Genomic DNA, 23,256 nt, shown 5'->3' on the forward strand with positions numbered 1-23,256 from the left:
TCGTGGGCTACTCGAACATCATGGATTCCAACAGCTTTGACGGAACCCAACCCGTCGATCCCACGATCGCCGAGCTCATCACCGACCGCGAGCGAGTCCTCGGACCCGCCTACCGGCTCTTCTACGACGACCCGGTGCATCTCGTCCGCGGTCAGGGCACCCGGCTGTTCGACGCCGACGGCCGCGAGTATCTCGACGCCTACAACAACGTTGCCTGCGTGGGGCACGCCCATCCGCGGGTCACCAGCGCCGTCGCCGAGCAGATCGGCACCCTGAACACCCACACGCGTTACCTGCATTCGGGGATCGTCGACTATTCGATCAGGCTGCTGGAGACGTTGCCCGGCGGGATCGATCAGATCATGTTCTGTTGCACCGGTTCCGAGGCCAACGACCTCGCCCTGCGGGTGGCCGCACAGTACACAGGCGCACGTGGGGTGATCATCACCGCCAATGCCTACCACGGCAACACCGCTGCGGTGACCGAGATCTCCCCGTCGCTGAGCTCGACCATCGGCGTCGGCGAGCACGTCCGGACCGTGCCCATCCCCGACACCCATGTGCTCACACCGGTGGATGCGGCACAGTACTTTGCCGCGAGCGTTGCCGCGGCCGCCGCAGATCTACAGCGGGCCGGCTTCGGGGTGAGCGCGCTGATCGTCGACACGCTGTTCTCCTCCGACGGGATCTTCGTCGACCCCCGCCTACTCGGACCCGCGGTGGCAGCGGTCCGTGCCGCCGGAGGTGTGTTCATCGCCGACGAGGTGCAGCCGGGGTTCGGAAGGACCGGCGCGGGAATGTGGGGCTTCGACCGGCACGCGGTGGTCCCCGACCTCGTCACCATGGGCAAACCCATGGGCAACGGCATTCCCGTGGCGGCGATGGCCGCATCGTCGACGGTGCTCGCGCCCTTCGCGACGGAGGTCCCCTACTTCAACACCTTCGGTGGGAGTCCGGTGGCGGCAGCGGCCGCCACCGCGGTGCTCGACATCATCGAGGAGGACAAGCTCATCGAGAACGCAGCCACCGTCGGCGGCGAACTCCTCGATGGCATCCTCGACGTCACCCGCGACGACGACAGGGTGGGTGACGTGCGCGGCAGCGGACTGTACATCGGCGTCGAGATCGTCACCGACGAGCACACCCGCCGTCCGGACCACACACTCGCCCGACGTCTCGTCAACGACCTTCGGCGCGAAGGCATCCTGATCTCCGTGTGCGGGGCGGACTCGAACGTGCTGAAAATCCGCCCACCACTGGTGTTCTCGTCCGCCGATGTCGACTGGCTGTGCACGGGGCTGGGGAAGGTGTTGGGGTGAGTGGCGTTTTCGTCTCACCGGGTCTCGAGGCCCTCGCCCTAGCGGGCTCGGGCACCTCGATCATCGGGGGGTAAGACGCGGCCGCGATGGGGGAAGGCAGCCCCGCGATCGGGGGACCATCATCCGATGGTCGAGGTGCGAGCCGCGTGCGGCGAGCCTCGAGACCGCCTGCGCCGACGCTGTTTTCGTCGGTCCGCGTGGCTGCGGAAACATTCGACTCACCGGGTCTCGAGGCCCTCGCCCTGGCGGGCTCGGGCACCTCGACCATCGAGGGAAGGGCGCGACCGTGATAGGGGGAAGGGCGCGGCCGCGATGGGGGAAGGTCACCGCTGCGATCGGGGGAAGGGGTGGCCTATGCGGAGCGGCAGGTGGGCGGGCTGATTGGTTCGGTGATGACCACGCCGTGCTCGGCGGACATATCCAGCTGACGCAGGATCGAGGCCACGTGGTCGGGAGTCCAGGTTGGTCGAACGGAGTGGGTGAGCGAGCGCCAATCGGCGTCGCGCAGGTATAGAACGACGTCGGTGTCGCCGGCGATCGTGCTGATCAAGGCAGCGTCGAGCCGGTCGCGGCAGTCACAGCCGAGCGCGCCGAAGGTGTCAGCCATCGGGCATTCGCGGTGCACCACCACCCTCATCGGGCCGGCATTGTCTGCACGCGTACCGCAGGCGAGTAGCGCGAGGTGTTCGGCACGGTCGGCGCCCAGGGTGAAGCCGATGCCGCGGAACTCGCCGTGCGGCAGCGGAAGCCGCACGTGCACCGCGGTTCCCACCACGTCGTCATCCGCAGCTGTCAGCACATCGTCGTCGACGACGCACACATCACAGCCGAGATCGCCTGCGATCTCGCGGAGTTCGCTCCCCCGGGCCGGCTCTCCCGGATACCTGCTACTGCCGAGCCTGCTCACGACGACCGCATCGGATTTCCAGCGTCGGCGACCGACGATCAGGGCGGCATGGTCGGACCACGGACCGTCGTGGCGCTCGCCGTGACGGACCCTCACGTAACCGTGTGTCGAGAACCGCACGTCGCTCCCACCGCCGGCGATGGCGCTGATCGTCGCGGCCCGGCCTCGCACGGTATCGGTCTCCCCCGACTGCACGAGATCGATCATGACGCCGGCGATGTCGAGGGAATGGACGCCGGCCACTGCGGACATGATCTGCTGCCACCGCACATCGGTCACCACGACGCTGACGCTGCCGGCCCCCACGGCACCGACACCCATCAGCGTCTGCGCCGACACCTCACCGGCGTCGACGACGAGATGACCACCGCCGGTGGCGTCGTCGTCGGCGACGACCACAACCGCGTTCTGCCCGACATCCATTCCCTCTCCCTCCTCACAGCGGCTGGACCACCGCCGACCGGCTCAGAACGCGCGCAGATTCTCCTTGAGCGTGGAGCCGGTGTATTCCTCCCGGATCAGTCCGCGGCGCCGCAACTCGGGTGCGAGACCGTCGGCGACCAACGCGAAGTTGTGGCGGGTGGTCGGCAGGTAGAACAGGAATCCGTCGCCGCCGGCCTCTTCCATGATCTCGCCCATCTTCGCCGCGACCGTCGCCGGCGAGCCGATCAGTCCCATGTCCTTGACCTGGTGGCTCTTGGCGACCACCTCACGCAGCGTCTCGTCCTCGTGACCCTCGAAGAGTTCCTTGATGGAGGTGTACTCCCCGTTCTGCTTCGACAGATCGATGTCGCGAATCTTGGTGTCGGGATCGATCCCACCGAAATCGATACGCCCACCGGATGTGTAGGACATGTTCCACAGGTTGTATTCGATCGCCTTGTCCGACGCCCGGGCCGCCTGATACGCCGCATACTGTTCCTGCGCTTCGGCGTCAGAGGCGGCGATGGTGGGTGTGGCGATGAACAAGAACTTGACGTCGTCGGGGTTGCGGCCCTGTGCCGTCACCCGAGACCGCATGTCCTCGCGGTACTTTCGTGCGGCCTCGGCGTCACGGACGATCGCGATCTGGGTGTCGTCGTAGGCTGCGGCCAACGCGCGGCCGGCGGGTGAGCTACCCGCCGAGCACACCGGGGTGGTGCGCTGCGGGCCGGGAATGGTGTTCAGCGGTCCACGGCACTTGAAGTACTTGCCCACGAACTCGATCGGCGCGACCTTGGCGTGATCGGCGTAGACGCCGCCGTACAGGTCGGCGATGACCGCGTCGGGCTCCCACGACTCCTGCAACTGCTTGACGACGTCGATCCACTCCATCGCCATGTCGTAGCGTTCGTCGTGCTCGAGATGCCGCTCGTATCCGAAGTTCTGGGCGACCCGATCAGTCACGCTGGTCACCACGTTCATGCCGACGCGGCCCTCGGTGAGGTGATCGAGAGTGGTGAAGGCACGGGCCGCGAGGTACGGCGGATACTGGATCGTCGACACGGTGGGAATGATCCCGATGTGCCGGGTGGCCTGGGTCATCAACGGCACCAACGGCATCGGGTCGTTCTTCGGCGCCATGAACCCGCGTCGCAGCGAGGTCTCCGCGGACTGCTTGTAGGAGTCCTCGACCATGGACGTGTCCTCGATGAGGATGTAGTCGAAGCCGGCGCGTTCGAGGCTGCGCGCCATGTCGATGTAGATGTCGGGCCGCATCCAGTCGGTCGCGTTGGAGCCGATCCACGGGCCATCGCCGTTGGCGGGACTCCACGCGTGGATTCCGAATCCGTCTCCGAGGAACCATCCGAGATGAAACATTGCCTACTCCTTTACTTCTGCTGTGTGTGGTGGTGCCCGGTCGAGGCGACGAGCGAGATCATGCGGCGCTCATGTCGATTCGCCGGTAGGACTCGACGAGTTGTTGGGTGTACGGGTGCTGCGGGTGATTCAGAACCGTGGCGGTCGAACCGGATTCGACGATCGTCCCGGCGTTCATCACGAGCAGCTGCTCGGTGAGGAAACCGGTTGCCGGCAAGCCGTGAGAAATGAACACCAGACCGAGGGAATGGGTGCGCACGTAGCCTTTAAGGAGGTTCAGCACCACCGCCTGCGCGGAGATGTCGAGTGCGCTGACGGCCTCGTCGCACACCAAAATCTCCGGGCGCACCACCAGTGCCCGCGCGATCGACAGTCGTTGGCGCTGACCACCGGAGAGCTGATCGGGATAGCGGTCCAGGAGTTCGGCGTCGATACCGAGTTCGTCGACGATCTCCTCCACCGCGGCGTCGGCGGCCCGCCGGTCCATCCCGCCCAGCAGTTCGGCGGGCCGCCGGACCGCGTGGCGCACGCGGTGGCGCGGATCGAACGTCGTGGTGGTGTCCTGCGCGACGAGCTGAACGGTCTGCAGATACTCCGTGCGCCGCGTCCGCCACTTCAGCAGATCGGCCAGATCGTTGCCGTCGACGAGCACCTGACCGGCACTCGGGTCGGACAGGCCGACGATCATCCGACCCAATGTGGATTTACCCGAACCACTTTCGCCGACGATCCCGGTGGCGACACCGGAGGCGAACCGTGCGTCTACACCGTCGAGTGCGCTCACCCCGCCGTAGCGTTTGGTGACTCCCACCAGTTCGATGGTGGTGCTCATGCGACCATCTCCGCGCGGGTGAGGTCGACGACGGTGGGCAGCCGGTCGCGGTCGCACGACTGGAGCGTCGGCATGCACGCGAACAGCCCGCGGGTGTACGGGTCGGTGGCGTCGGTGACGTGCTCGGGATCGAGATGCTCGACGATCCGCCCGGCGCGCATCACCAGCATTCGGTCGCAGTACTTGCGGGACAGCGGCAGATCGTGGGAGATGAAGACCAGCGCAGCTCCTTCGTCGGCGGCCAGACCGGTCAGCAACTCCATCACGGTGATCGCCAGGGTGACGTCGAGCGCACTGGTCGGCTCGTCGGCGATGAGCAGTTCCGGCTCGCCGGCCACGGCGATCGCCATCATCGCCCGCTGGCGCATGCCGCCCGAGAGTTGTTCGGGCAGAGCGCCCATGACGCGCCTCGGATCGGTGATCCCGACCTGTCGCAGCCGCTCCTCGGCGATGCCGCGCCGCGCTCTCCGCGACCCGTGCCTCGCCGACGGCAGTACGGCCAGGAGCTGGCTACCCACACTCCACACCGGGTCGAGGCTGCTCATCGCATCCTGAAAGATCATCGAGATCCCCTCCCGGCGTACCGGTATGCGCTTGGCGGGAGCGTCGAGCAGCGAACGGCCCATGCAGGTCAATGTGGTTGCGCTGACGTTGCCGGCCTCCGGGCTGATGAATCCGCCGATCGCGTTGGCGATGCTGGACTTTCCCGATCCCGACTCACCGACGATGGCGAGGCGTTCACCGCGCCGGACGGTGAAGCTGGTCGGCTCCACCTTGACCGCACCGTGGTAGGCGACGGTGAGGTCGGCGACCTCGAGAACCGGCATGTCGGGTCGGGCTTCGGCCATATACGTTGTGCCGGAGTCGGTGTGCGGCGCGTCGGCGGCGAGTCGGGGTGCGTGATCGAGTGTCATTGTTCGAGCTCCGAGTAGTCGATGACGTTGTCGGTGCGGAACACATAGCCCTTGAGGTTGTTGGCGAATGCGTTCAGCGGCTGGACATATCCGACGTAGACCGTCGGCATCTGATCGGCGAGGATGCGGGTGGCGGTGTTCCATTGGGTCCACGCCGCCGTCGAGAGCGGATCCCCGGCGGCGTTGCCGGCGGCGATGGCGTCGTTGAGCGGTGCGTAGTCGAAGTCGGGCCAGTTGATGGGCGATCCGGGGGTGTAGAACAGCGACAGCACATACGGCGGCGACTGGACGACGGCGTAGTCACGACCCATGGACGCCTGGAAGGTCTTGTTGGCCAGGCCCTCCTGGAACACCGCGGAGTTGACCTCGTTGATGGTGACCTCGAATCCGGCACTGGCGGCTGCGGTCTGGATCTGGACCGCGGTCTCCTTCAGGTCGGGCACGGCGTTGTTGACGGTCAGTGCGAACTTGACCGGTGTGCTGATTCCCGCGTCCCGCAACAGTTGCAGGGACCGTTGCGGGTCGGTGCTGTTGGGCTGCAATCCGGATGCGTTGTAGCCGGGCAGTGTGCCGTTGAGGATCGACGTCAGCGGGCCCAGGCGACCGTGATAGACGTTCTTCATGATCGACTCGTACGGCACCGCCGAGGCGAACGCCCGCCGCACCGCCGGATTGTCGAACGGCGCCTTGGTGGTGAGCAGCGGGATGTAGACGTAGGCGTTGGTGGGCACGGTGAACACCTGCGCGGCGTTGGCCTGCTGGAGCGCGACCTGATCGGCCGGCCGCAGCTGCGTCGCGATGGAGGCGCCGCCGCTCTTGACGAGGTTGCTGCGCTGGCCCGGGTCGGCGACGACGCGTTGCACGATGCGCTTGACCATGGGTGCGCCGAGCGCGAATCCCGGATTGGCTTCATAGACCATCTGCTGGCCCGGGGTGTAGTCGGTGAGCTTGTAGGCACCGAACCCGAAGCCGGCGTTGGTCTTCGACCATTCGACGCCGTACGGGTCGGTGGCGGTGGCGTGGGACTTGAGGACCTTGGCGTCGTAGATGGCGTACGGCGTGTTCGCGAGGAGCGAGAGCAGCGTGAAACCGAAACCGGGGTCGGCGATCGAGATCTCGACGGTGGCGCCGTCGATCTTGCGGACCTGGGTGTCGGGGTCGGTGAGGACGGGTTTACTGATGAACGGGATGATGCTGGTGTCGACCTTGAACTTGCGCTGCAAGGAGAAGATGACGTCGTCGGCGTCGAGGGCATTGCCCGCCACGCTCTTTGCCGCGGTATTGAGATGGAAGGTGTAGACCTTCTTGTCGGCGCTGACGTCGTAACTCTTGGCCAGCTCCGGCTCGAATTCGAACAGCTGCTGGTGGGCGGCCATCCCGTTGTCGCCGGCGACGTAGGGGTTGCGGATCAGCGTGGCACCGGTGTTCATGAAGAACTCCGCCGACTCATACCCGGTGGCACTGGTCTCGTAGCTGAAGCTCTGCGGCTGCGCGGCCGTCACCAGGACCAGGCCGCTCTCCTCCGAGGACCCACCGCCGCACGCGGTGAGCACCATCGCCGAGGCGAGCATGGCGGTCAGGCCGAGTACCACCTTCTTGGGAATCTTCATCTCAGAACTACTCCGTTTTCTCTCAACAGGGATATGACGCAACGTGATTCGTGGACTCTTGTCGGTGTGGGAGATCAGCGGCGGCGAAGGGCGCCTGCCGCGGTGGTGAACGTCGAGGCGGCCCATACGGCGTAGGCGAGGGCCAGCGCCGGGAACAGGGCGGGCCACCAGCGGCCGACGGCGGCGTCGGGTGCGCCGGAGGAGAGCATGTTGCCCCATTCCGCTTCGGGGAGTGGGATCCCGACGCCGAGGAAGCCAAGCCCGGCGCAGAAGATGATCGCCATGCCGAAGATCGCCGAACTGTTCTCCAGCATCGGCCCCCACGAGTTGGGGATCACGTGTCGGAGCACCACGCGCAGTTCGGTTTCGCCGCTCATGCGGGCGGCGGTGACGTAACCGTCGGTGCGGGTGCGCATCACCTCGGTGCGCATGAGCCGCGCCTGGAACGGCATCACCACGATGCTCAGTGCGATCGTGATGACCACGGCGTTGCGGCCGAAGAACGACACGATCACCAGTCCCGCGATCATCACCGGCAGCGCCTGGATGAGATCGATGAGACGTCCCACCGTCGAGGCGAGGAATCCGCGGACGCCCGCCGAGGTCGCGTACATCCCCGAGAAGGTGCCGATGAGCACCGCCACGGCGGTCGCGAGGACGGTGACCGCGATGGCGATCAGGACATCGAGGCGGAAGGCGGTCAGGGTGCGGGAGAACACGTCGAAACCGTTGGAGTCGGTGCCGAACAGGTGCGCTCCCGACGGACCGACCGAGGGTGGGCCGACGACCATCGTCGCCGATTGCGGCGCGAGCAGCGGCCCGATCACGGCCAGCAGCACCAGGACGCCGAAGGGCAGAAATCCCCAGTTGCGACGCAGGATTCCCCTGGCGGCCGCGGTGGGACGTCGGCTTTCGCCGGCGACCGGGATGGCGATATCGGTGGTGGCGTGGGTGCCGGTCGCGGGTGTGACAGTGGGGTCGGCGGCGGTCATCAGATCTCCTGCTTTCGGGCGGAACGGCGGCGCGGGTCGAGGAGGCCGGTGGCGATGTCGGTGAGGAAGTAGGCGGCCAGACACAACCCCGCGGTGACGACGAGGAACGAGCGCAGGGCGTAGACGTCGGAGGCCTTCACCGCGTCGACGGCGTACTGGCCGAGCCCACCGAGACCGAACAGCGATTCGAGCACCACCGCCCCGCCCAGCAGGAGCCCGAAGACCATGCCCAGCATCGCGACCGCGGTCGGCAGGGCGCGACGATAGATGCTGAGCAGTACCGTCCGGCGCGGGGCACCGGAGGCGATGCGGAAACGTGTTGCCGGGCTGTCGATCTCCTTGTCCAGGGCCAGGGTCAAGGTCTTGACGAGGATCGCCGAGTGCGCGACGACCATCACGACGACCGGTAGGAACAGATGTGCCACATAGGAACTCGCGGCTGGCATGTCACCGGCGATGAGGGCGTCGACGATCGGGAAGCCGGTGACCTGCGGCGGTGGCATCAACAACGGGTCGAGCCGTCCCGACGGCGCGGGCACCCAGTGCAACGTCGCGAAGAAGATGAACAGGAACGCGATGCCGATGACGTATTCGGGAACCGCTCCGGCTGCCTGGGCGTAGCTCCGCACGGCATCGGCGATGAGGTTCTTGGGCCGTGTGACAACGAAATACGAGAGCGCAAGGCTCACCAGCGCCCCGAAGAACAAGCCCGATCCGACGAGTTCGACGGTCGCCGGTACCCGGGTGGCCATGTCGTCGGCCACCGGACGGCCGGTGGCGATCGAACTCCCCAGATCGAAGGTGGCGAGGCCGTGCAGGTACGTCCCGAATTGCGAGATCCAGGAATCGTTGAGGCCGTAGCTGTCTCGAGCTGCCTCCAGTGCCGCCCCGGACAGCTGACCACCCGAGGCGGACACCAGCGGATCGCCCGGGATCATCTTGACGAGAAAGAACGCCACGACGACGAAGATGAGGAAGTTGACGATCGCCGTGCCCGCCGCACGTGCGATCCACAGGTTGGAGCGCAGGCGTGCGACGACCGCTCCGGCGACGTCGTGCGACGTCCCGTTCTCGTGCGTCTCACTGATGACGATGGTGGTTTCGGCGGTCACTGGCACCCTCCCGATAGGTGTTGCTAAGGACGATGCGACGATCTTCGGGGCGCTTTGTTTCGGTTCCTGCGCTCTTGCGTGACTCGGCTATTGCGCCGCTGCGACACCCGCACAGTCGGATGTCAGTGCAGTTCAGGACGTTTCTGTGGGAAACCTGAGCGCAAATCCGCCGACTGTGACCCCGACTACTTGACAACGCAAGGACTCCGGATCGGCCCTAAACTCCCTGCAAGAGGCCAGCACAACCGGACCGAAGTCCAGAGCTTTCGAGGGACTGTCATGACACGATCGACCGAATACCATCCACGCGCCCGCGGTGGGTCCGCCCGAGGTCGGCAGGTGTCGTCCCGACGCGTACGCGACCTCATCCTGGCCTCGATTCGCGAAGGCACCCTCGACCTCGACACCCAACTCGTCGAGGAGGACCTCATCCGCATGTTCAACTCCAGTCGAGCAGCGGTCCGCGACGCCCTCAACGAGCTCAGTGATGCCGGATTCCTGGTGCGCAGACCGCGGCTCGGGACGCGGGTTCATCGCCGTGACCTGGGCCTGGAGCTCACCGCGATCTCCGGGATCGGCGGAGAATCGGTGGAGATCGTGATCCGCGAACAACGACTGGTACCCAACCTGCCCCTGGTCCGCACCCGACTGAACATCCACGACGACCACGTTCGGCTGGTGGAGAACACATTTCACGCATTCGGTGAAACCATCGGTTTGCGCAGCGCCTATTTCTCGGCGTCCTACAATGCAGATCCCACCGAACTCGCCGGCATACCGCTGACCATGGAACGCACCGCGGCCGAGTTCTTCGGCACCGACCCCGGCGACGCCTGGGTGTCGATCGGCGCCGAGCGCTGCGATGAGCGGACCGGACAGATACTCGGCGTCGCGGCCGGCAGCACCCTGCTGATGCGCGAGATCACCTACACCACCAGTGACGGCGCGCCGTTCCAGATCGTGTTCGATCGATTCCGCGCGGACTTCGTCCGGTTCGAGACCCGCCACGATCATCGGGGTGTGGCGTGATCGCCCGCGGCGCAATCGGGCCCGCGCCGACGTCGATGACGCGGTGACCAGCGCCGTCATCGGTGTCGGCGGCGGTGTCCTCGGCGCGAAGTCGCGCAATGGGGGCGTAATGATCAGGTGACCGACGGTTAATCGTCGGCTCGCACTCTTCGTCTCGGAGTAGTTGTCCGTCAAGAAGATTGGAGAGGTGTCACGTGATCGTCACCGTAGTCGCGGGGAATCCGAAACCGGCCTCGCGCACCCTGCACGCGGCCACCCGACTGGCCACCGAGCTCACCGGGCAGCAGCCGGACCACGTCATCGACGTGGTGGACCTGGGGCCGGGGCTGCTCGGGTGGGGTGATCCCGCTGTCGCCGAGGCCGTGAGCACCGTCGCCTCCAGCGATCTGGTGGTGATCGCGTCCCCGACATTCAAAGCCACCTACACCGGGCTGTTGAAGCTGTTCCTCGATCAGTTCTCCACCGCCGACGGCCTGCGCGGGGTCACCGCCATCCCGCTGATGCTCGGCGCCGGACCGGCGCACTTCATGGCACCGGAACTGCTACTCAAACCCGTTCTCGTGGAACTGGGGGCCATCACCCCTGCGGCCGGGCTCTACGTGATGGACAAGTCCTACGACCAGCCCGACGCGTTTGCCACCTGGATCGAACGCTGGGGCCAGGTCGTCCTGCGCGCCGGCACCACCCTCGCCACGGAAGGACGATGACCATGATCCCCACCACCGACCTCGACGCCACCGAACTGCGAAAAGCGTTCTCGGCCTTTCCCACCGGAGTGGTCGCACTGGCCGGAACCGTCGACCGCGAACCCATCGTGCTCGTGGCATCCTCGTTCGCCGTCGGCGTCTCCCAGGACCCGCCGCTGGTCATGTTCGCCGTGCAGCACTCCTCGACCACCTGGCCCGTTCTGCGCGAGGCGCCGGCGCTGGGAGTGTCGGTGCTCGGCGAGCAGCAGGCCGACGCGATCCGGCAGTTGTCGTCGAAGGACAAGGCGGCTCGCCTCGCCGGCGTGAGCACTCGCGTGTTGCCCACCGGCGCAATCCTTCTCGACGCAACACCGGTCCACTTCGAGTGCACCATCGAGAACATTCACCGCGCTGGGGACCACGACATCGTCGTGCTGCGGATCGTCAGTGTGGGCATCGACCACAGCATCCGACCGATCATCTGGCACATGTCGTCGTGCACGAGGATCGTTGTCTGAGTGCGCAACGACACTGGTTAGCTCAGCGGGTCTCGAGGCCCTCGCCCTAGCGGGCTCGGGCACCTCGACCATCGGGGGGAGAGATCGGCACCGCGATCGGGGACCATCATCCGATGGTCGAGGTGCGAGCCGCGTGCGGCGAGCCTCGAGACCGCCTGTGCCGATGCTGGTTTCGTTGGAGCGGTTACTCTACCGACAGACGCGCTCGTTGAGCCTGACCTTGTGCAGGATTTCCGCATCCCACTGCACGTACTCGATCACGGCTCCGTCGGGGTGACGAACATAAGCGAACGTGCCCGTCGCACTCCGCGACGGCCCGCCCACCACTTGCGAGCCCAAGCCTCGCAGTCGATCCATCGTCTCGGTCAGGTCATCAACAACCAGCGGACCGACCGTACCGCGGAAGCGATCCGTCACCTCGGGCGGACCGCCGATCAGCAGGAGATCTCCCACGGCGGCGAGCGACGCTCCCTCGAACTCAAAGCGAAGGTCGGCGGTCTGCCCGACGAGCGTCTCGTACAACGAAAGCGCCGAGTCCAGATCGTCAACGAAGCATCGTGCATAGGTTTTCAGAATCGACATACTCTGAGGTTAGGAACACGGCCACCCACGGGAAGTACGCACTTGAAAGTAACCACACTTATAGACGTCGAGAGTAACCCCGACGTGCTCGCCGCCCAGACGATTGCCCGCGAGGTGTTCGCCGCCGTCTCCACCAAATGGGGCCTGCGAACCCTCGAATATCTCGACGGTCCGCCCAAACGCTTCGCCGATGTATGCCGATCGGTCGGTCCGGTCAGCCACAAGGTGATGACTCAGACTCTGCGCACGCTTGAGCACTCCGGCCTGGTCACGCGGCGGGATCATGGGCGTGCGAGTCCGCACGTCGACTACTCGCTCACCACCGCCGGCGCCGAGCTGCTCGCCCTTCTGCACCCCATGTGCGCCTGGTCCAGGGCACATCTCGATGAATTGATCGAGGGCGGCGCGGCTCACGCATCACGTGACGTCTGACGTTGATGCCGAACGAAGCACGCTGGATTCGCCGGAGTTGACGTGGTTCCGATTCCCATCGTCTCACCGGGTCTCGAGGCCCTCGCCCTAGCGGGCTCGGGCACCTCGACCATCGGGGGAAAGAGCCGGCCCACGGCAAGGGGCAACGGCGGCCCCGTGATCGGGGGGGCCATCATCCGATGGTCGAGGTGCGAGCCGCGTGCGGCGAGCCTCGAGACCGCCTGTGCCGAAGCTGGTTTCAGGCCACCGGCCGCGCGCACACCCGCGTGACGAGCGCTGCGGTGTCGCGCCGCAAGACCTCTTCGAGATCGTCGGCGCGTCCGGCGGAGAGCAGACGTGAGCGGGCGGTGGCGTCGGGATCGGGGATGACGACGAGCACGTCGTCGGTGGCGGTGAGGCCATCGACATAGTCAGTGATGGCGTCGACGATCGAGTCCTCGTCGACGGCGTACAGGGTTTCCAGCGGCACCATCGGATGCCGCTCGCGCCAGCACGTCGCGAAACCTTCCTCAGGGGACGCCGCGACCTCGACGTGCACCACCCGGACCTCCCGCCCGAAGGATCGGGCCCGGCGCAGCGCGTCCTCGACCGCGATGCACGGCTGCGATACCGGCACCACGGCGATCCCCTGCCCGGCAAAGGAGCGGTGGGTGAGCGTCTTTCGTACGAGATCGGCGTGATGGTCGGCGGCGGCCGCGGCGACCCGGCGCTTACGGTATGCACGCGAGACCGCCGACATCGACGCAACCAGCACGACGAGCACCACGATGACCCACAGCGACCCCTCGTCGGCCTTCATCACGGTCACCACCACGGTGGCCAGGCCGGTCGCTGTGGCGCCGATCGCGTTGAGCGCCAGACGCCATCGCCACCCGCGAGTGCGCGCTGTCCACCAGTGCCGCACCAAACCCAGTTGGGCGAGCGTGAATCCGATGAACACGCAGATCGCGAACAACGGCACGAGCAGATTGACGTTGCCCTCGGTCACCGCGATCAGGGTGCCGGCGGCAACAGCGAGTACGAGCACGCCCTCGCGGTAGACACCATGGGTGGCGCGGGTGAGCCGATGCGGCAGGTAGTCGTCGGCCGCGACCACCTTCATCAGCTGCGGCAGTCCACCGAAACTGGTGTTGGCGGCCAACGCGAGCAGGATGACCGTCGCCGCCTGAATGACGTAATACAGTGCACCACGCCCGAAGACGCCCTCGGTGATCTGCGAGAGCACGGTCACCCCGTCGCGCGGTTCGATATGCAGGGCTTCCACCAACGCGGCCACCCCGAGCATCATGGCACCCAGCAGCACACCGAGTGCCACCTCGGCATGCTGGGCACGTCGAACCCGGTTCTGCCGGAACTGCGGGGTGGCGTTGGCGATGGCCTCGACACCGGTCAATGCGGCGCATCCGTTGGCGAATGCCTTGAGCACCAACAGGAGTCCCACGGTGGTGAGGGTGCCGGTGGTGTGCTCGACCGAGGAGTGGGTGGGGTGCCCGCCGGTGATCAGTCCGACGACGATCAGCGAGAGGATCGACACGATGAAGATCACCGTCGGCGCCATGAACACCATTGCGCTGCTGACGATGCCGCGGAGGTTCACCGCGGTGATAAGCACCAGCACACCCAGACCGATCCACACCGTGTACGGCCGTGCCGCGGGGATCGCCGACGTCAGGGCAGCGGTCCCGGCCGCCACCGACACCGCGACGTTGAGCACGTAGTCGATGACCAGGGACGCCGCCGCCACCAGCGCCGGACGCCGGCCGAGATAGCGCTTCGACGACGCATACGCCCCTCCCCCGTCGGGGAAGACCGCGATCAGCTGCCGATACGATGCGATCAGGATGGCCAACAGCGCGACGATGGCCGCACTGACCGGCAGCGTCAGCCCGAGCGCGTGGCTACCCGCGGCGGCCAGGACCACCACGATCGCCTCAGGGCCGTACGCCACCGACGCCATCGCATCCAGCGACAATGCGGCGAGCCCGGTGGTCGCGGTCAGACGCCGTTTCTCGGCGGGGTCGGACGGTTCCGGGGCCTGCGGTGTCGGTCCGGAATCCGTCGGGACGGTACGGGTCGCGATGTTCAGCACTGTGCCGTTCTACGTCCGCCAAGCGAGCGATACCGCGTTCCATACGATCTTTTGACGCTGCGCCGGCGATCGTTCACGGCAGCATGACGCTCAGCCCACCCGATACCGCGTGAAGCCTTGCCGGGCCAGGGTGAAGCCGTAGCCGTTCGGGTTCTCGCAGGCGAGACCGGCCGACCGCGAGTAGCAGACGATCGTCAGGTTGGGGCGGGGCTGCCAGGTGACGGCGGTGCCATAGGGCAACGTCGCTCCGACCTGGCGATAGGCGCCCTGCAATAACGACGCGCACACTGGTTTGTCGAAGTCCGCCCAGCCGAACATCGTCGCATTCGTCTCGTCCTGTCGGTCGTACACACCGCAGGTGTCATCGCGGGGCACCGGCACGCTGAACTTGCTCTCACACAACAGACTTGTCGACGTGCCGAAGCAGATGACGTTTCCCGACGGAAGGGCGAAGCCGAATGTCGAACCCGGTCCGCCGTCGGCGAACTGGGATGCGGGCAGCATTCGGTAGCTGCCTCGATCGAACACCGGACCGGCTGCGGTGGTTGTCGTGGTGGCAGGTGTCCGTGGGCTCAATTCCAGCCAGAGCCTGCCGTCGGCAATGGCATCGAGATCCGGAGTGGCCGTGACAGTTCCGCCCGAGACGGTGAACGTGGCGTTCTTCCACGCCGGTTGCTCGACACCGCTGGATCGGGTGTCGACCGACGCGACGATGCGATCAGGGGTGGCCGACGAGACCCGGATCTCGCGGAACTCGTACGGGCGGATCGCCGACAGCTTGCCGTCGACGAAGATCGCGAGTGCCTCGAACAGACTCGAGCCGGTACCTGCGGGGCGGTCCCGGTCACCATTCTGGCCGGCGAGGATGGCGTAACCCAATCCCTTTTGGCAGGCATCGAAGTTGGTGGCCTTCGGATGGGTGTCGAGATGGGCCCATGTGTCCGGAGACGGCCCGCCGGTGGGCACCACGCCGCCGGCCAGCCAACTCGGTGTGGGCGCACACGACGCGCTCGACGACGCGGTGGCGGTTGCCGTCGCAGTGTGAGTGATTGTCGATGGCGCGGCCTGTTGCGAGCTGTGACAGCCCGCCGCCAGCACGACAGCCGCGAGTATCACGGCCATGACACTGAGTCGCCGGATCACGAGGCCTCCCCTTCATCGACGCGTGTGGTCACAGTAGCGCCATTTCGCGCGGGCGTATTCTCGATTTGGTTTCTCGCGTGTCGCCCGTCGATCTCCGGACGGCAGCGACGGTCCAAACCAGCCCTGACACAAGAGGTCTCGAGGCTCGGCGTTGGCGCGCCTCACACCTCGACCAGCGGGAGGAAGGTCCGACGCGCTGGTAGACGTCGGACGATCGAACGACATCGGTGGTGCGGAACCAGCAGCGGCGCAGGATGTCTCGAGGCTCGGCGCTGCCGCAATGGCAACGCTCAGCCCGCATCCTTGCGACCATCACGGCGTCGGCGCTTCTGCGACAACATTTCGCGGTCCGATTCGGCAAGCAGACGCGTCAACGTGGTCGTGGCCCCCGGCTCCGGCGCAGCCCACCCGATCGACGCCGACTGCGGTAGTGCGGAAATCGATTCCACGACCCGATTCTGCAACTGCCGGACGCCTGTGTCGCTGTCGCTGACGATCAGGACGACGAACTCGTCACCCCCGATGCGTGCGGCGAGCTGACCCGCGTCGAGCAGCCACCGCAGCGACCCGCCGGCGGCCTGGATCATCCTGTCGCCCTCGGCGTGACCGCGAGTGTCATTGAGGTGCTTGAGTCCGTCGATGTCGAAGCTGCCGACGACGACCGGTCGAGCGCGGGTGAGTGCTTCATCGAGCAGAACGTGGCCGCGGGTCGTCAGTCCGCGGCGGTTCAGCAATCCGGTGAGGTCGTCGGTGATGGCCAGGGCCCGAATGGTCTCATTGGCACGGTGCAGTCGACGCTCGGTCCGCTGCCACGTCAGCGCGATGATAAGCGCGAGTACATCGGCCTTCACGAGTTGCAGAATGACCGAGCCGAAACTGACATCGGTGGTGAAGTGGATGGCGTATGCAGCGGCGGCGACATTGACCAGCGCGATGAGGACCACGGCGATGCGCGGATAGGGAACCAACGCACCCAAGGCGACGATCACCAGCAACGTACCGATTGCGGGGTAAGCGATACCAGTGAACGCGATGTACACGAGCGGGTTGATTGCCACCACGACGGCGGTCGCGGTCACCACAATCGGTGCGCTGACACGTTTGATCACGTCACGGCGGCGCCACAGCAGCAAACCTTCGGCACCCAACACGGCAGCGGTGAAGATCGCGACCCACGACGGTGCCCAGACATTCGGTGCCGTGTCAATCAGAAACTGTGCCACGCCGACAGCCAAGAACAGCAGAGCACCGAGTCCGACCGCAAGCGCAAGTCGATCGTCAACGAGCGCGTGGACACGCTCTGTACTCGACATCGTGATCACACTCCCGACAATCGTCGCAGATGCGACCCAGTGTAGGCCCGTGCACAAGCTCCGGCATCGTGCAGGTTGATCGTCGGTGGCTACGATCAGACACGTCTGCGTATCCATTGCGCCGAGTCGACCGAGCCATACGCACGCGCTCAGCGCGGCCGATGGCGCCGAACGCAATGTTCCGAGCATCGCGGTGGGTGGGTCGATTCCCATTACCACCTGGATCACGCTCTCCACCACATCGAGATTCCCCGGTGTCTCGCCGATGAGAGGCAGAGCTTTTCCGCCGATGGTCGAGGTGCCCGAGCCCGCAAGGGCGAGGCCTCGAGACCCGGTGACACGACAGCGGGAGTACGGAACCAGCAGCGGCGCAGTAGGTCTCGAGGCTCGGCGCTAGCGCGCCTCACACCTCGACCAGCGAGAGGAAGACGCGGCAACCAAACGGCGCGACAGCGGGAGTACGGAACCAGCAGCGGCGCAGTAGGTCTCGAGGCTCGGCGCTGGCGCGCCTCACACCTCGACCAGCGAGAGGAAGACGCGGTAACCAAACGGCGCGACTGCGGGAGTACGAAACCAGCTGCAACACACGCGGCCTCGGGGACCAACGGAGGTGGGGCCGGTGGCGGGGGCGGGGTCAGTGACCGGGGGTCGGCGGGCGACGAAGGATGAGGGATTCGACGGCCTCATGAGGGACGCGGTCGTGCCATCGGGCGGCGTTGGTGTCGTACAGGCGCTCGCCCTCTTTGCGGGCCATCTCGGCGTCGAGGAGGTATTCGCGGCAGCGGGCCACGAATTCGGCATCGTCGTCGTACGGGGTGAGGCCGAAAACCGGGCCCAGGGAGCCGATGGCGGCCGAGGTTCCGACGACGGGCAGACCGATGCTCGCTGAATCGAGCAGCTTCACCCGCACTCCACCGCCGGTGCGCACGGGGGCGACGAGCGCACGACACGTGCTCAAGAACGCGGTGATGTCGTCGACGAAGCCGAGGTCGCGGACGCCGTCGGGCAGCGGCGGTTGTTTGGCACCGGCTTTCGGGGCGCCGATGACGCAGAGTTCGGCGCCGTCGATGCCCTTCGAGATCTCCGGCCACAGACGCAGCGCCTCGAGGAAGGCCTCCTGGTTCGGCGGCCATCCTCGAGTACCCATGAATGCCAGTCGTGGGGGCGCGATGTCACGATGAGCGGGAACACCGGGCGGCAGGGTGAGATCGATCCATCGCGCGTTGGGTACGCCGTTGTCGCGGTAGTACTGCGCCTCGTCGAGGTCGTAGCCGCCGAGGGCGTCGGCCTTGCGGGCAACCCGCAACTCGTCGGCGGTGATGCGCGGCGCCTCGAGCCTGCCGATGGTGCCGCGGGTCAGCTTCCACACCGACGACTCCGGGTTGACGGTGCTGATGACGAACGGTGCCGACACACTGTGTCGCGAACGCAGAAATGCTTCTGCCATATAGGAATGCTCGGCGACATAGACGTCGCTGCAGGTGGTGTCGATGGCGTCGACCAACTCGTCGACGTCGTAGCGGACGTGGCACAGACTGCGACGCGTCGTCACACTTCGCCACGCCAGCGACGGCCCCTTCACTGCCGGCTTGGGTACCCGGACGATGCTGCCGTCGGCGTTCGGGCCAATCCCGTTGCCCGACAGGCACACCGCACGAACATCGAAGTTCTCCCGTGCGATGTCCATCACGACCCGCGACAGGGCGATGTCTCCGCCATGCTCGTGCTCGGGGTCCTTCGACAGCAAGAACGTCACCGACGTCATCTCATTCACCCTCTCTGACAGTCTGTTCCGGAACCATCGCAGGCTGCTCGGCTTCCACCGCGGGAATCGGACGGCGCACCGCGGCGAGATAGATGGCCAGCAGCAGCGCATCGGTCACCACCGACGCGATACACGCACCGATCGATCCCCAGTGCGCCAGCGCGAACACCAACAGCAGCTTGATCGGGGCGAGCACGCCGGCGGCGACGCTGCGGACGATATCGCGGCGCTGCACATACAACACCGTCATCAGAACGAAGTTGACCACCCGCATGGCCACGAACACCCCGATGATCACCAACGACCACGCCAACTGCGTCGAGAACGGTGTGGCCAGCATGATCAGCCCGGCTGCGATCACCGATCCGGACGTCGTCGCCGCCACGGCAGCAATGTGTTTGGTGGGTGGGCCGGCACTCAGCGCACCACCGGCTGCACGGAGCGGCTCGTGATAGGTGTTGCCCAACGCCATCCCGAGTTGGGCCGCGGCCCAACCGACGGTGCTCGCGATCGCGTAATACCCGGCGATGTCGGAATCGGTGAGGGCACCGAGCAGCAGGATGTCGCCCTGCATGTACGCGGCATTGGCCAGGTGCTCGGCGAACAGCACCGCGATCAGCCGGGGATGGCCGGGAATGCCGGGACGGTTGCCCGGCACCAGCATCAGCCCACGCGCGGCGACCACCACGTACGGCAGGGCGTAGAGCACACTGGCCGTGGTCAGGTTCGGATGCGGTACCACCAGAAGGTATCCGGCACCGAGGACGATGCTGGAGAACTGGCGGATGGTGTCCATCCGCATCACCCGGTCGGGGTGTCCACCGCGCAGCGGGGCGCTCTTGACCGCGTTGAACACGACCTCGCCACCGCCGACGACCAGCGCGAACCATGCGAGATAGGAGAACGGCGAGCATGCCGCGCCGGCGATCATCAATCCGATGCCGAGCAATGCCCGGGAGGCGCGTTCGGTGAGGAAACGCTCCTGGGACTCGCGGATCGCGCGGACATTGAACGGATTGTCCAGTGGGGCAGCGATGATCGCGCCCAACGCGAAGCCCATCGCGTACTGCCCGTAGGACCCGACGCCGAGATGGGCGACAACCACAATCGTCCACAGCAACCCGGAGGCGCGGCCGCCGTAGGCCCAGCCGGCGGCGACCACCGCCTTGATCACATTGCGGCGACCATCGACGGGAGTCGGGGCGTCGGTCACCGTCACCGCGACCCCGCAGGCTTCGTTGAACTCTCTGACACCGACGACGTCCCCAACACCGACGACCACACCGAGACATAGCCCCCGATCACGGTGTCGGGTTCACGCAGCTTGCGCATACCTTCCACGCTCGCGCCCATCATCGCCAAACGCTCCGTGTCATCGACAATCTCGACGATCTTGCCGGCGAGCGCGGCCGGTGTCTGCTCGGGACTGACGCTGTCGTCGATCGCCACTGCCCCACCCTCGGCCCCCAACTCGCGCAGCGCACCGTGACCGGTGGTGACGATCGGTGTCAGATGACTGATGGCATCGGCGACCACACCGGAGGACGGATAGGCGGTGCCGTACGGGCTGCGATCGCCGTAGGGCACCACCAGCGCCCGAATCGAGGCGAAGTAACCGGCCATCTCCTCCTCGGCCAGCCCGCCGAGGATCTCGATGCCGTCACGGCTCGGCAGGTTCTCGGTGCCGCGGCCGGCGATCCGGATGGCGATGTCGTCGGGTAATTCGTCGCGCAGTCGTTCGACATGCTCGAAACCCTTGCCCCGGTATACGAGTCCGAAAAGCCCGACGGCTCGCGGACGGTCGGGGGCCGGCGGCATCTCCGGCATCGCCCGCACCGTCAGGGGCGCAACGTGCACCGTGGCGTCCGGATAGCGATCCCGCAGCGATTGTGCGCCGATCACGCTGGTGCCGAACAGAATCCGATCACCGAACACCCCTCGCTCGACGCGGCGGGAGACCGCTCGCATCGGGAAGTGCAGGCCGTGATTGAGTAACCGCTGACGCTGCAGGAATCGGGTGCGCGCGGGCCACCACACCAGTCCGGGCGGATCGTGCACCGTCGCGGAAATCGCCAGCTTGTCCGATGCCACAAGACCGGCTGTGGGCCAGAAGGATTCCACCGATCCGCCGGAGAACTCGGCGTGCAGCACGGTCGGCCGGTCGGACGCCGCGATCAACTCGGTCAGGTGTCGACGCCGCCGACGTAGGTCGGCCACCGTGTCGGACCCGGGGCTCCCGTGTCGGACCTCGATCACCTCGGCCACATGGCCGCGCAACGTCTCAGCAAATCGCACCGAATAGGAGCCCACCCCGCCACATTCGGCGCGCGGGCCCACGTGGATCACCCGTAGATCCGCCAACTCTGCCATCACTATCGGCGTCAGTAGAACAGCGGCCGGTACTTCGGCCGGTATCGGAGGGCGGTCTCGGGACGTTTGGAGATGACGCGAGCGGGCACCCCGCCGACGATGTCGAGATCGGCGACATCCTTGCCGACCATGGCACACGCGGCGACCACCGCACCGCGTCCGATGCTGACACCACTGACAATGGTTGCGCGACTGGCGATCCACACGTAGTCGCCGATATAGACCGGCTCGATGACGGGCACGAACTCCGGGCTGGCCGGGTCGTGTTTGCCGGCGATGATCTGGGTGTCGCTGGCGATCACCACATTGTCGCCGATGCAGATCCCGGATCGGGCGTCGAAGAGCACCCGGAATCCGATGGAGCAGGCCTCACCGATCCGGATCTGATCGATGTCGAAGACCTGGCAGCCCCGCAGGATCGAGGTGTCCTTGCCGATCTTGGCCCCGAACAACCGCAGGAAGCCCTGCCGGATCGTATGCGACGGGATGAAGGTGATGAGGTTGTTGTACAGCAGGATTCCGACCCGATTGCGCGCCTTGGCGATCGTGGAGATGTCGTTGAACGAATATCTCGGCGTGAAATCGTCCCGTTCGGGGACGGTGACGCTCGCCGGGGCGGCCACGGTCTCGTTGTCGCTCACACCATCTCCTTTGCCGATGCCGCCGGTCCGAGGTCGGTCGTTCCGGGTGCTGCCGATCTGTAACCTGGGGCGCTCTCGTCGATCACCCGTCGGATCTCGCCGATGAACGCGCTCTCGTCGAACTTGTGTACGTGATGGCGGATGACGTCGGTATCCCAGTCCATCGCCACCACCCGGTCCACCGCGTCACGGATCTGCTCGGGTTCGGGCTCGTCGAAGAAGTCACCGTTGATGCCCTCCACGACGGTGTCGAGGAATCCGCCCCATCGCAACACCACACACGGTTTGCCGTACATGCCACCCTCGAGCGGGGTCAGCCCGTAATCCTCGTAGCTCGCCGCCACGACCGCGGTGCAGTGCTGATACAACCACGCCATCTCGGTGTCGGCGAGATCCTGGAGCATGGTCACATTGTCGGGGCAGATCGCTTGCAGCGCATCTTTTTCCGGACCACGGCCGACGACGACGAGGCGGCGCCCACTACCCCGGAAGGCCTCGATGACCTTGTCGACGTTCTTGTAGGACAGCAGCCGGGAGATACACAGGAAGAAGGGGGCGTCGGTCAGCGACGCGTCCGGCGATACCGCGCCCTCGACCGGGGCGGGTGCGGTCACCGGTGCGGAGACCACGGTGGAGCTGAGTCCGTAGGTGGTGCGGATGCGGTCACGGACCGCGTTGGAGATCGCCAGGTAGCGATCGCAGTCGTAGGCGGCCCGACGGTCCCACCGCTTGAGTCCCGGTCCCATCGCGGCCATGGCGAACCGTTTGAGTCCGCTCGGCGACTCCCCGAGGTACACGTCGGTCTGATAGAGCCATCGCGCAGGCGAATAGCAGTAGACGATCTTGGTTCCGGTCGTGGAGAAGCCGTGCGCCCACCCGCTGGTGCTGGTGAGCACGATGTCGGCGTCGATGACCATCCGTGATGCAGCAAAGGGCAAGAGCGGCAACGCAGCCCGGTGGTTCTTGCGCAGGAATCCGACCCGGTTCACCGGCGAGGTCACGACGGTCTTCTCGGCGAACTCCGGATAGGTCTGATCGGGTTCGAAGAGCAGTGTGTGGATCACCGCCTCCGGGAAGGCCCGGCTCAGCGACAGCACCACCTTCTCTGCGCCACCGCGTTGGGTCAGATAGTCGTGCGCAATGGCGATCCTTGGACGTGGAGCGTCATCAGTAACCACGGGTTCTTCCATTCTTTGTGAGTG

Annotated in this window: 22 protein-coding genes; 6 read left to right on the forward strand and 16 right to left on the reverse strand. The window is 66.1% G+C overall.

Features of this window, described 5'->3' with window-relative positions; genetic code table 11:
* Positions 1 to 2: 2 nt before the first annotated feature.
* The gene (locus tag QNM97_RS18135) at positions 3 to 1,319 is read left to right on the forward strand and encodes an aspartate aminotransferase family protein (protein ID WP_283819691.1); all 1,317 of its coding nucleotides are present in this window, start codon (positions 3 to 5) and stop codon (positions 1,317 to 1,319) included.
* A 352-nt stretch (positions 1,320 to 1,671) separates the two neighbouring features.
* On the opposite strand, the gene QNM97_RS18140 is transcribed toward QNM97_RS18135, so the two are convergent.
* The 7 genes from QNM97_RS18140 to QNM97_RS18170 form a co-directional block, all read right to left on the reverse strand.
* Complete coding sequence (locus QNM97_RS18140; protein WP_283819692.1) at positions 1,672 to 2,649, reverse strand: hypothetical protein; 978 nt, start codon at positions 2,647 to 2,649, stop codon at positions 1,672 to 1,674.
* A 42-nt stretch (positions 2,650 to 2,691) separates the two neighbouring features.
* Positions 2,692 to 4,026, reverse strand: coding sequence for an NtaA/DmoA family FMN-dependent monooxygenase (locus QNM97_RS18145; RefSeq protein WP_283819693.1), 1,335 nt, complete (start codon positions 4,024 to 4,026; stop codon positions 2,692 to 2,694).
* A gap of 58 nt (positions 4,027 to 4,084) precedes the next feature.
* Positions 4,085 to 4,858: an ABC transporter ATP-binding protein gene (locus QNM97_RS18150; RefSeq protein ID WP_283819694.1), complete on the reverse strand. Its 774-nt coding sequence runs from the start codon at positions 4,856 to 4,858 to the stop codon at positions 4,085 to 4,087.
* Positions 4,855 to 5,772, reverse strand: a complete 918-nt coding sequence (locus tag QNM97_RS18155; protein ID WP_283819695.1) for an ATP-binding cassette domain-containing protein — start codon at positions 5,770 to 5,772, stop codon at positions 4,855 to 4,857. Before QNM97_RS18155 ends, QNM97_RS18150 begins: the two co-directional genes overlap by 4 nt.
* A complete protein-coding gene (locus tag QNM97_RS18160; RefSeq protein WP_283819696.1) occupies positions 5,769 to 7,382 on the reverse strand; it encodes an ABC transporter substrate-binding protein in 1,614 nt (537 codons plus the stop codon). Before QNM97_RS18160 ends, QNM97_RS18155 begins: the two co-directional genes overlap by 4 nt.
* 74 nt (positions 7,383 to 7,456) lie before the next feature.
* Positions 7,457 to 8,374, reverse strand: a complete 918-nt coding sequence (locus tag QNM97_RS18165) for an ABC transporter permease (RefSeq protein ID WP_283819697.1) — start codon at positions 8,372 to 8,374, stop codon at positions 7,457 to 7,459.
* Entirely contained in the window at positions 8,374 to 9,486 is a 1,113-nt protein-coding gene (locus QNM97_RS18170) for an ABC transporter permease (RefSeq protein WP_283819698.1), read from the reverse strand. Before QNM97_RS18170 ends, QNM97_RS18165 begins: the two co-directional genes overlap by 1 nt.
* A gap of 339 nt (positions 9,487 to 9,825) precedes the next feature.
* Between QNM97_RS18170 and QNM97_RS18175 the strand changes: the two genes are divergently transcribed.
* The 4 genes from QNM97_RS18175 (at position 9,826) to QNM97_RS18190 (ending at position 11,719) form a co-directional block, all read left to right on the forward strand.
* Entirely contained in the window at positions 9,826 to 10,515 is a 690-nt protein-coding gene (locus QNM97_RS18175) for a GntR family transcriptional regulator (protein WP_283819699.1), read from the forward strand.
* Positions 10,505 to 10,636: a hypothetical protein gene (locus QNM97_RS18180; protein WP_283819700.1), complete on the forward strand. Its 132-nt coding sequence runs from the start codon at positions 10,505 to 10,507 to the stop codon at positions 10,634 to 10,636. Before QNM97_RS18175 ends, QNM97_RS18180 begins: the two co-directional genes overlap by 11 nt.
* Before the next feature lie 73 nt (positions 10,637 to 10,709).
* A complete protein-coding gene (locus tag QNM97_RS18185) occupies positions 10,710 to 11,222 on the forward strand; it encodes an NADPH-dependent FMN reductase (RefSeq protein WP_283819701.1) in 513 nt (170 codons plus the stop codon).
* The gene (locus tag QNM97_RS18190; RefSeq protein ID WP_283819702.1) at positions 11,219 to 11,719 is read left to right on the forward strand and encodes a flavin reductase family protein; all 501 of its coding nucleotides are present in this window, start codon (positions 11,219 to 11,221) and stop codon (positions 11,717 to 11,719) included. The genes QNM97_RS18185 and QNM97_RS18190 overlap by 4 nt, the downstream gene beginning before the upstream one ends.
* A 189-nt stretch (positions 11,720 to 11,908) precedes the next feature.
* Here QNM97_RS18190 and QNM97_RS18195 read toward each other — a convergent pair whose 3' ends face one another.
* A complete protein-coding gene (locus QNM97_RS18195; protein ID WP_283819703.1) occupies positions 11,909 to 12,301 on the reverse strand; it encodes a VOC family protein in 393 nt (130 codons plus the stop codon).
* A gap of 42 nt (positions 12,302 to 12,343) precedes the next feature.
* Here QNM97_RS18195 and QNM97_RS18200 point away from each other — a divergent pair, with 42 nt between their 5' ends.
* The gene (locus QNM97_RS18200; protein ID WP_283819704.1) at positions 12,344 to 12,733 is read left to right on the forward strand and encodes a winged helix-turn-helix transcriptional regulator; all 390 of its coding nucleotides are present in this window, start codon (positions 12,344 to 12,346) and stop codon (positions 12,731 to 12,733) included.
* A 238-nt stretch (positions 12,734 to 12,971) separates the two neighbouring features.
* Here QNM97_RS18200 and QNM97_RS18205 read toward each other — a convergent pair whose 3' ends face one another.
* The 8 genes from QNM97_RS18205 to QNM97_RS18240 all read right to left on the reverse strand — a co-directional run bounded on the left by QNM97_RS18205 (position 12,972) and on the right by QNM97_RS18240 (position 23,232).
* The gene (locus QNM97_RS18205) at positions 12,972 to 14,822 is read right to left on the reverse strand and encodes an APC family permease (RefSeq protein WP_283819705.1); all 1,851 of its coding nucleotides are present in this window, start codon (positions 14,820 to 14,822) and stop codon (positions 12,972 to 12,974) included.
* Positions 14,823 to 14,912: 90 nt separating this feature from the next.
* Complete coding sequence (locus QNM97_RS18210) at positions 14,913 to 15,944, reverse strand: hypothetical protein (RefSeq protein ID WP_283819706.1); 1,032 nt, start codon at positions 15,942 to 15,944, stop codon at positions 14,913 to 14,915.
* Between the two features lie 311 nt (positions 15,945 to 16,255).
* Positions 16,256 to 17,278, reverse strand: coding sequence for a GGDEF domain-containing protein (locus QNM97_RS18215; protein WP_283819707.1), 1,023 nt, complete (start codon positions 17,276 to 17,278; stop codon positions 16,256 to 16,258).
* Between the two features lie 634 nt (positions 17,279 to 17,912).
* Entirely contained in the window at positions 17,913 to 19,043 is a 1,131-nt protein-coding gene (locus QNM97_RS18220; protein WP_283819708.1) for a glycosyltransferase, read from the reverse strand.
* A 1-nt stretch (position 19,044) separates the two neighbouring features.
* Complete coding sequence (locus QNM97_RS18225; protein ID WP_283819709.1) at positions 19,045 to 20,262, reverse strand: lipopolysaccharide biosynthesis protein; 1,218 nt, start codon at positions 20,260 to 20,262, stop codon at positions 19,045 to 19,047.
* Positions 20,259 to 21,413, reverse strand: coding sequence for a glycosyltransferase (locus tag QNM97_RS18230; RefSeq protein ID WP_283819710.1), 1,155 nt, complete (start codon positions 21,411 to 21,413; stop codon positions 20,259 to 20,261). Before QNM97_RS18230 ends, QNM97_RS18225 begins: the two co-directional genes overlap by 4 nt.
* Positions 21,414 to 21,424: 11 nt before the next feature.
* On the reverse strand, positions 21,425 to 22,054 hold the full coding sequence (locus tag QNM97_RS18235; protein WP_283819711.1) for an acyltransferase: 630 nt from the start codon (positions 22,052 to 22,054) through the stop codon (positions 21,425 to 21,427).
* The gene (locus tag QNM97_RS18240) at positions 22,051 to 23,232 is read right to left on the reverse strand and encodes a glycosyltransferase (RefSeq protein WP_244332694.1); all 1,182 of its coding nucleotides are present in this window, start codon (positions 23,230 to 23,232) and stop codon (positions 22,051 to 22,053) included. The genes QNM97_RS18235 and QNM97_RS18240 overlap by 4 nt, the downstream gene beginning before the upstream one ends.
* Between the last annotated feature and the right edge of the window lie 24 nt (positions 23,233 to 23,256).

This window comes from Gordonia sp. L191, assembly GCF_030077625.1.
GTDB classification, from domain to species: Bacteria; Actinomycetota; Actinomycetes; order Mycobacteriales; family Mycobacteriaceae; genus Gordonia; species Gordonia polyisoprenivorans_A.

What these genes read in the sequence shown, in the direction of transcription:
- QNM97_RS18145 (WP_283819693.1), bottom strand. Translation starts at nt 4,026, where the DNA reads ATGTTTCATCTCGGATGGTTCCTCGGAGACGGATTCGGAATCCACGCG.
- QNM97_RS18215 (WP_283819707.1), bottom strand. Translation starts at nt 17,278, where the DNA reads ATGTCGAGTACAGAGCGTGTCCACGCGCTCGTTGACGATCGACTTGCG.
- QNM97_RS18140 (WP_283819692.1), bottom strand. Translation starts at nt 2,649, where the DNA reads ATGGATGTCGGGCAGAACGCGGTTGTGGTCGTCGCCGACGACGACGCC.
- QNM97_RS18155 (WP_283819695.1), bottom strand. Translation starts at nt 5,772, where the DNA reads ATGACACTCGATCACGCACCCCGACTCGCCGCCGACGCGCCGCACACC.
- QNM97_RS18195 (WP_283819703.1), bottom strand. Translation starts at nt 12,301, where the DNA reads ATGTCGATTCTGAAAACCTATGCACGATGCTTCGTTGACGATCTGGAC.
- QNM97_RS18150 (WP_283819694.1), bottom strand. Translation starts at nt 4,858, where the DNA reads ATGAGCACCACCATCGAACTGGTGGGAGTCACCAAACGCTACGGCGGG.
- QNM97_RS18230 (WP_283819710.1), bottom strand. Translation starts at nt 21,413, where the DNA reads ATGGCAGAGTTGGCGGATCTACGGGTGATCCACGTGGGCCCGCGCGCC.
- QNM97_RS18220 (WP_283819708.1), bottom strand. Translation starts at nt 19,043, where the DNA reads ATGACGTCGGTGACGTTCTTGCTGTCGAAGGACCCCGAGCACGAGCAT.
- QNM97_RS18190 (WP_283819702.1), top strand. Translation starts at nt 11,219, where the DNA reads ATGACCATGATCCCCACCACCGACCTCGACGCCACCGAACTGCGAAAA.
- QNM97_RS18160 (WP_283819696.1), bottom strand. Translation starts at nt 7,382, where the DNA reads ATGAAGATTCCCAAGAAGGTGGTACTCGGCCTGACCGCCATGCTCGCC.
- QNM97_RS18165 (WP_283819697.1), bottom strand. Translation starts at nt 8,374, where the DNA reads ATGACCGCCGCCGACCCCACTGTCACACCCGCGACCGGCACCCACGCC.
- QNM97_RS18210 (WP_283819706.1), bottom strand. Translation starts at nt 15,944, where the DNA reads ATGGCCGTGATACTCGCGGCTGTCGTGCTGGCGGCGGGCTGTCACAGC.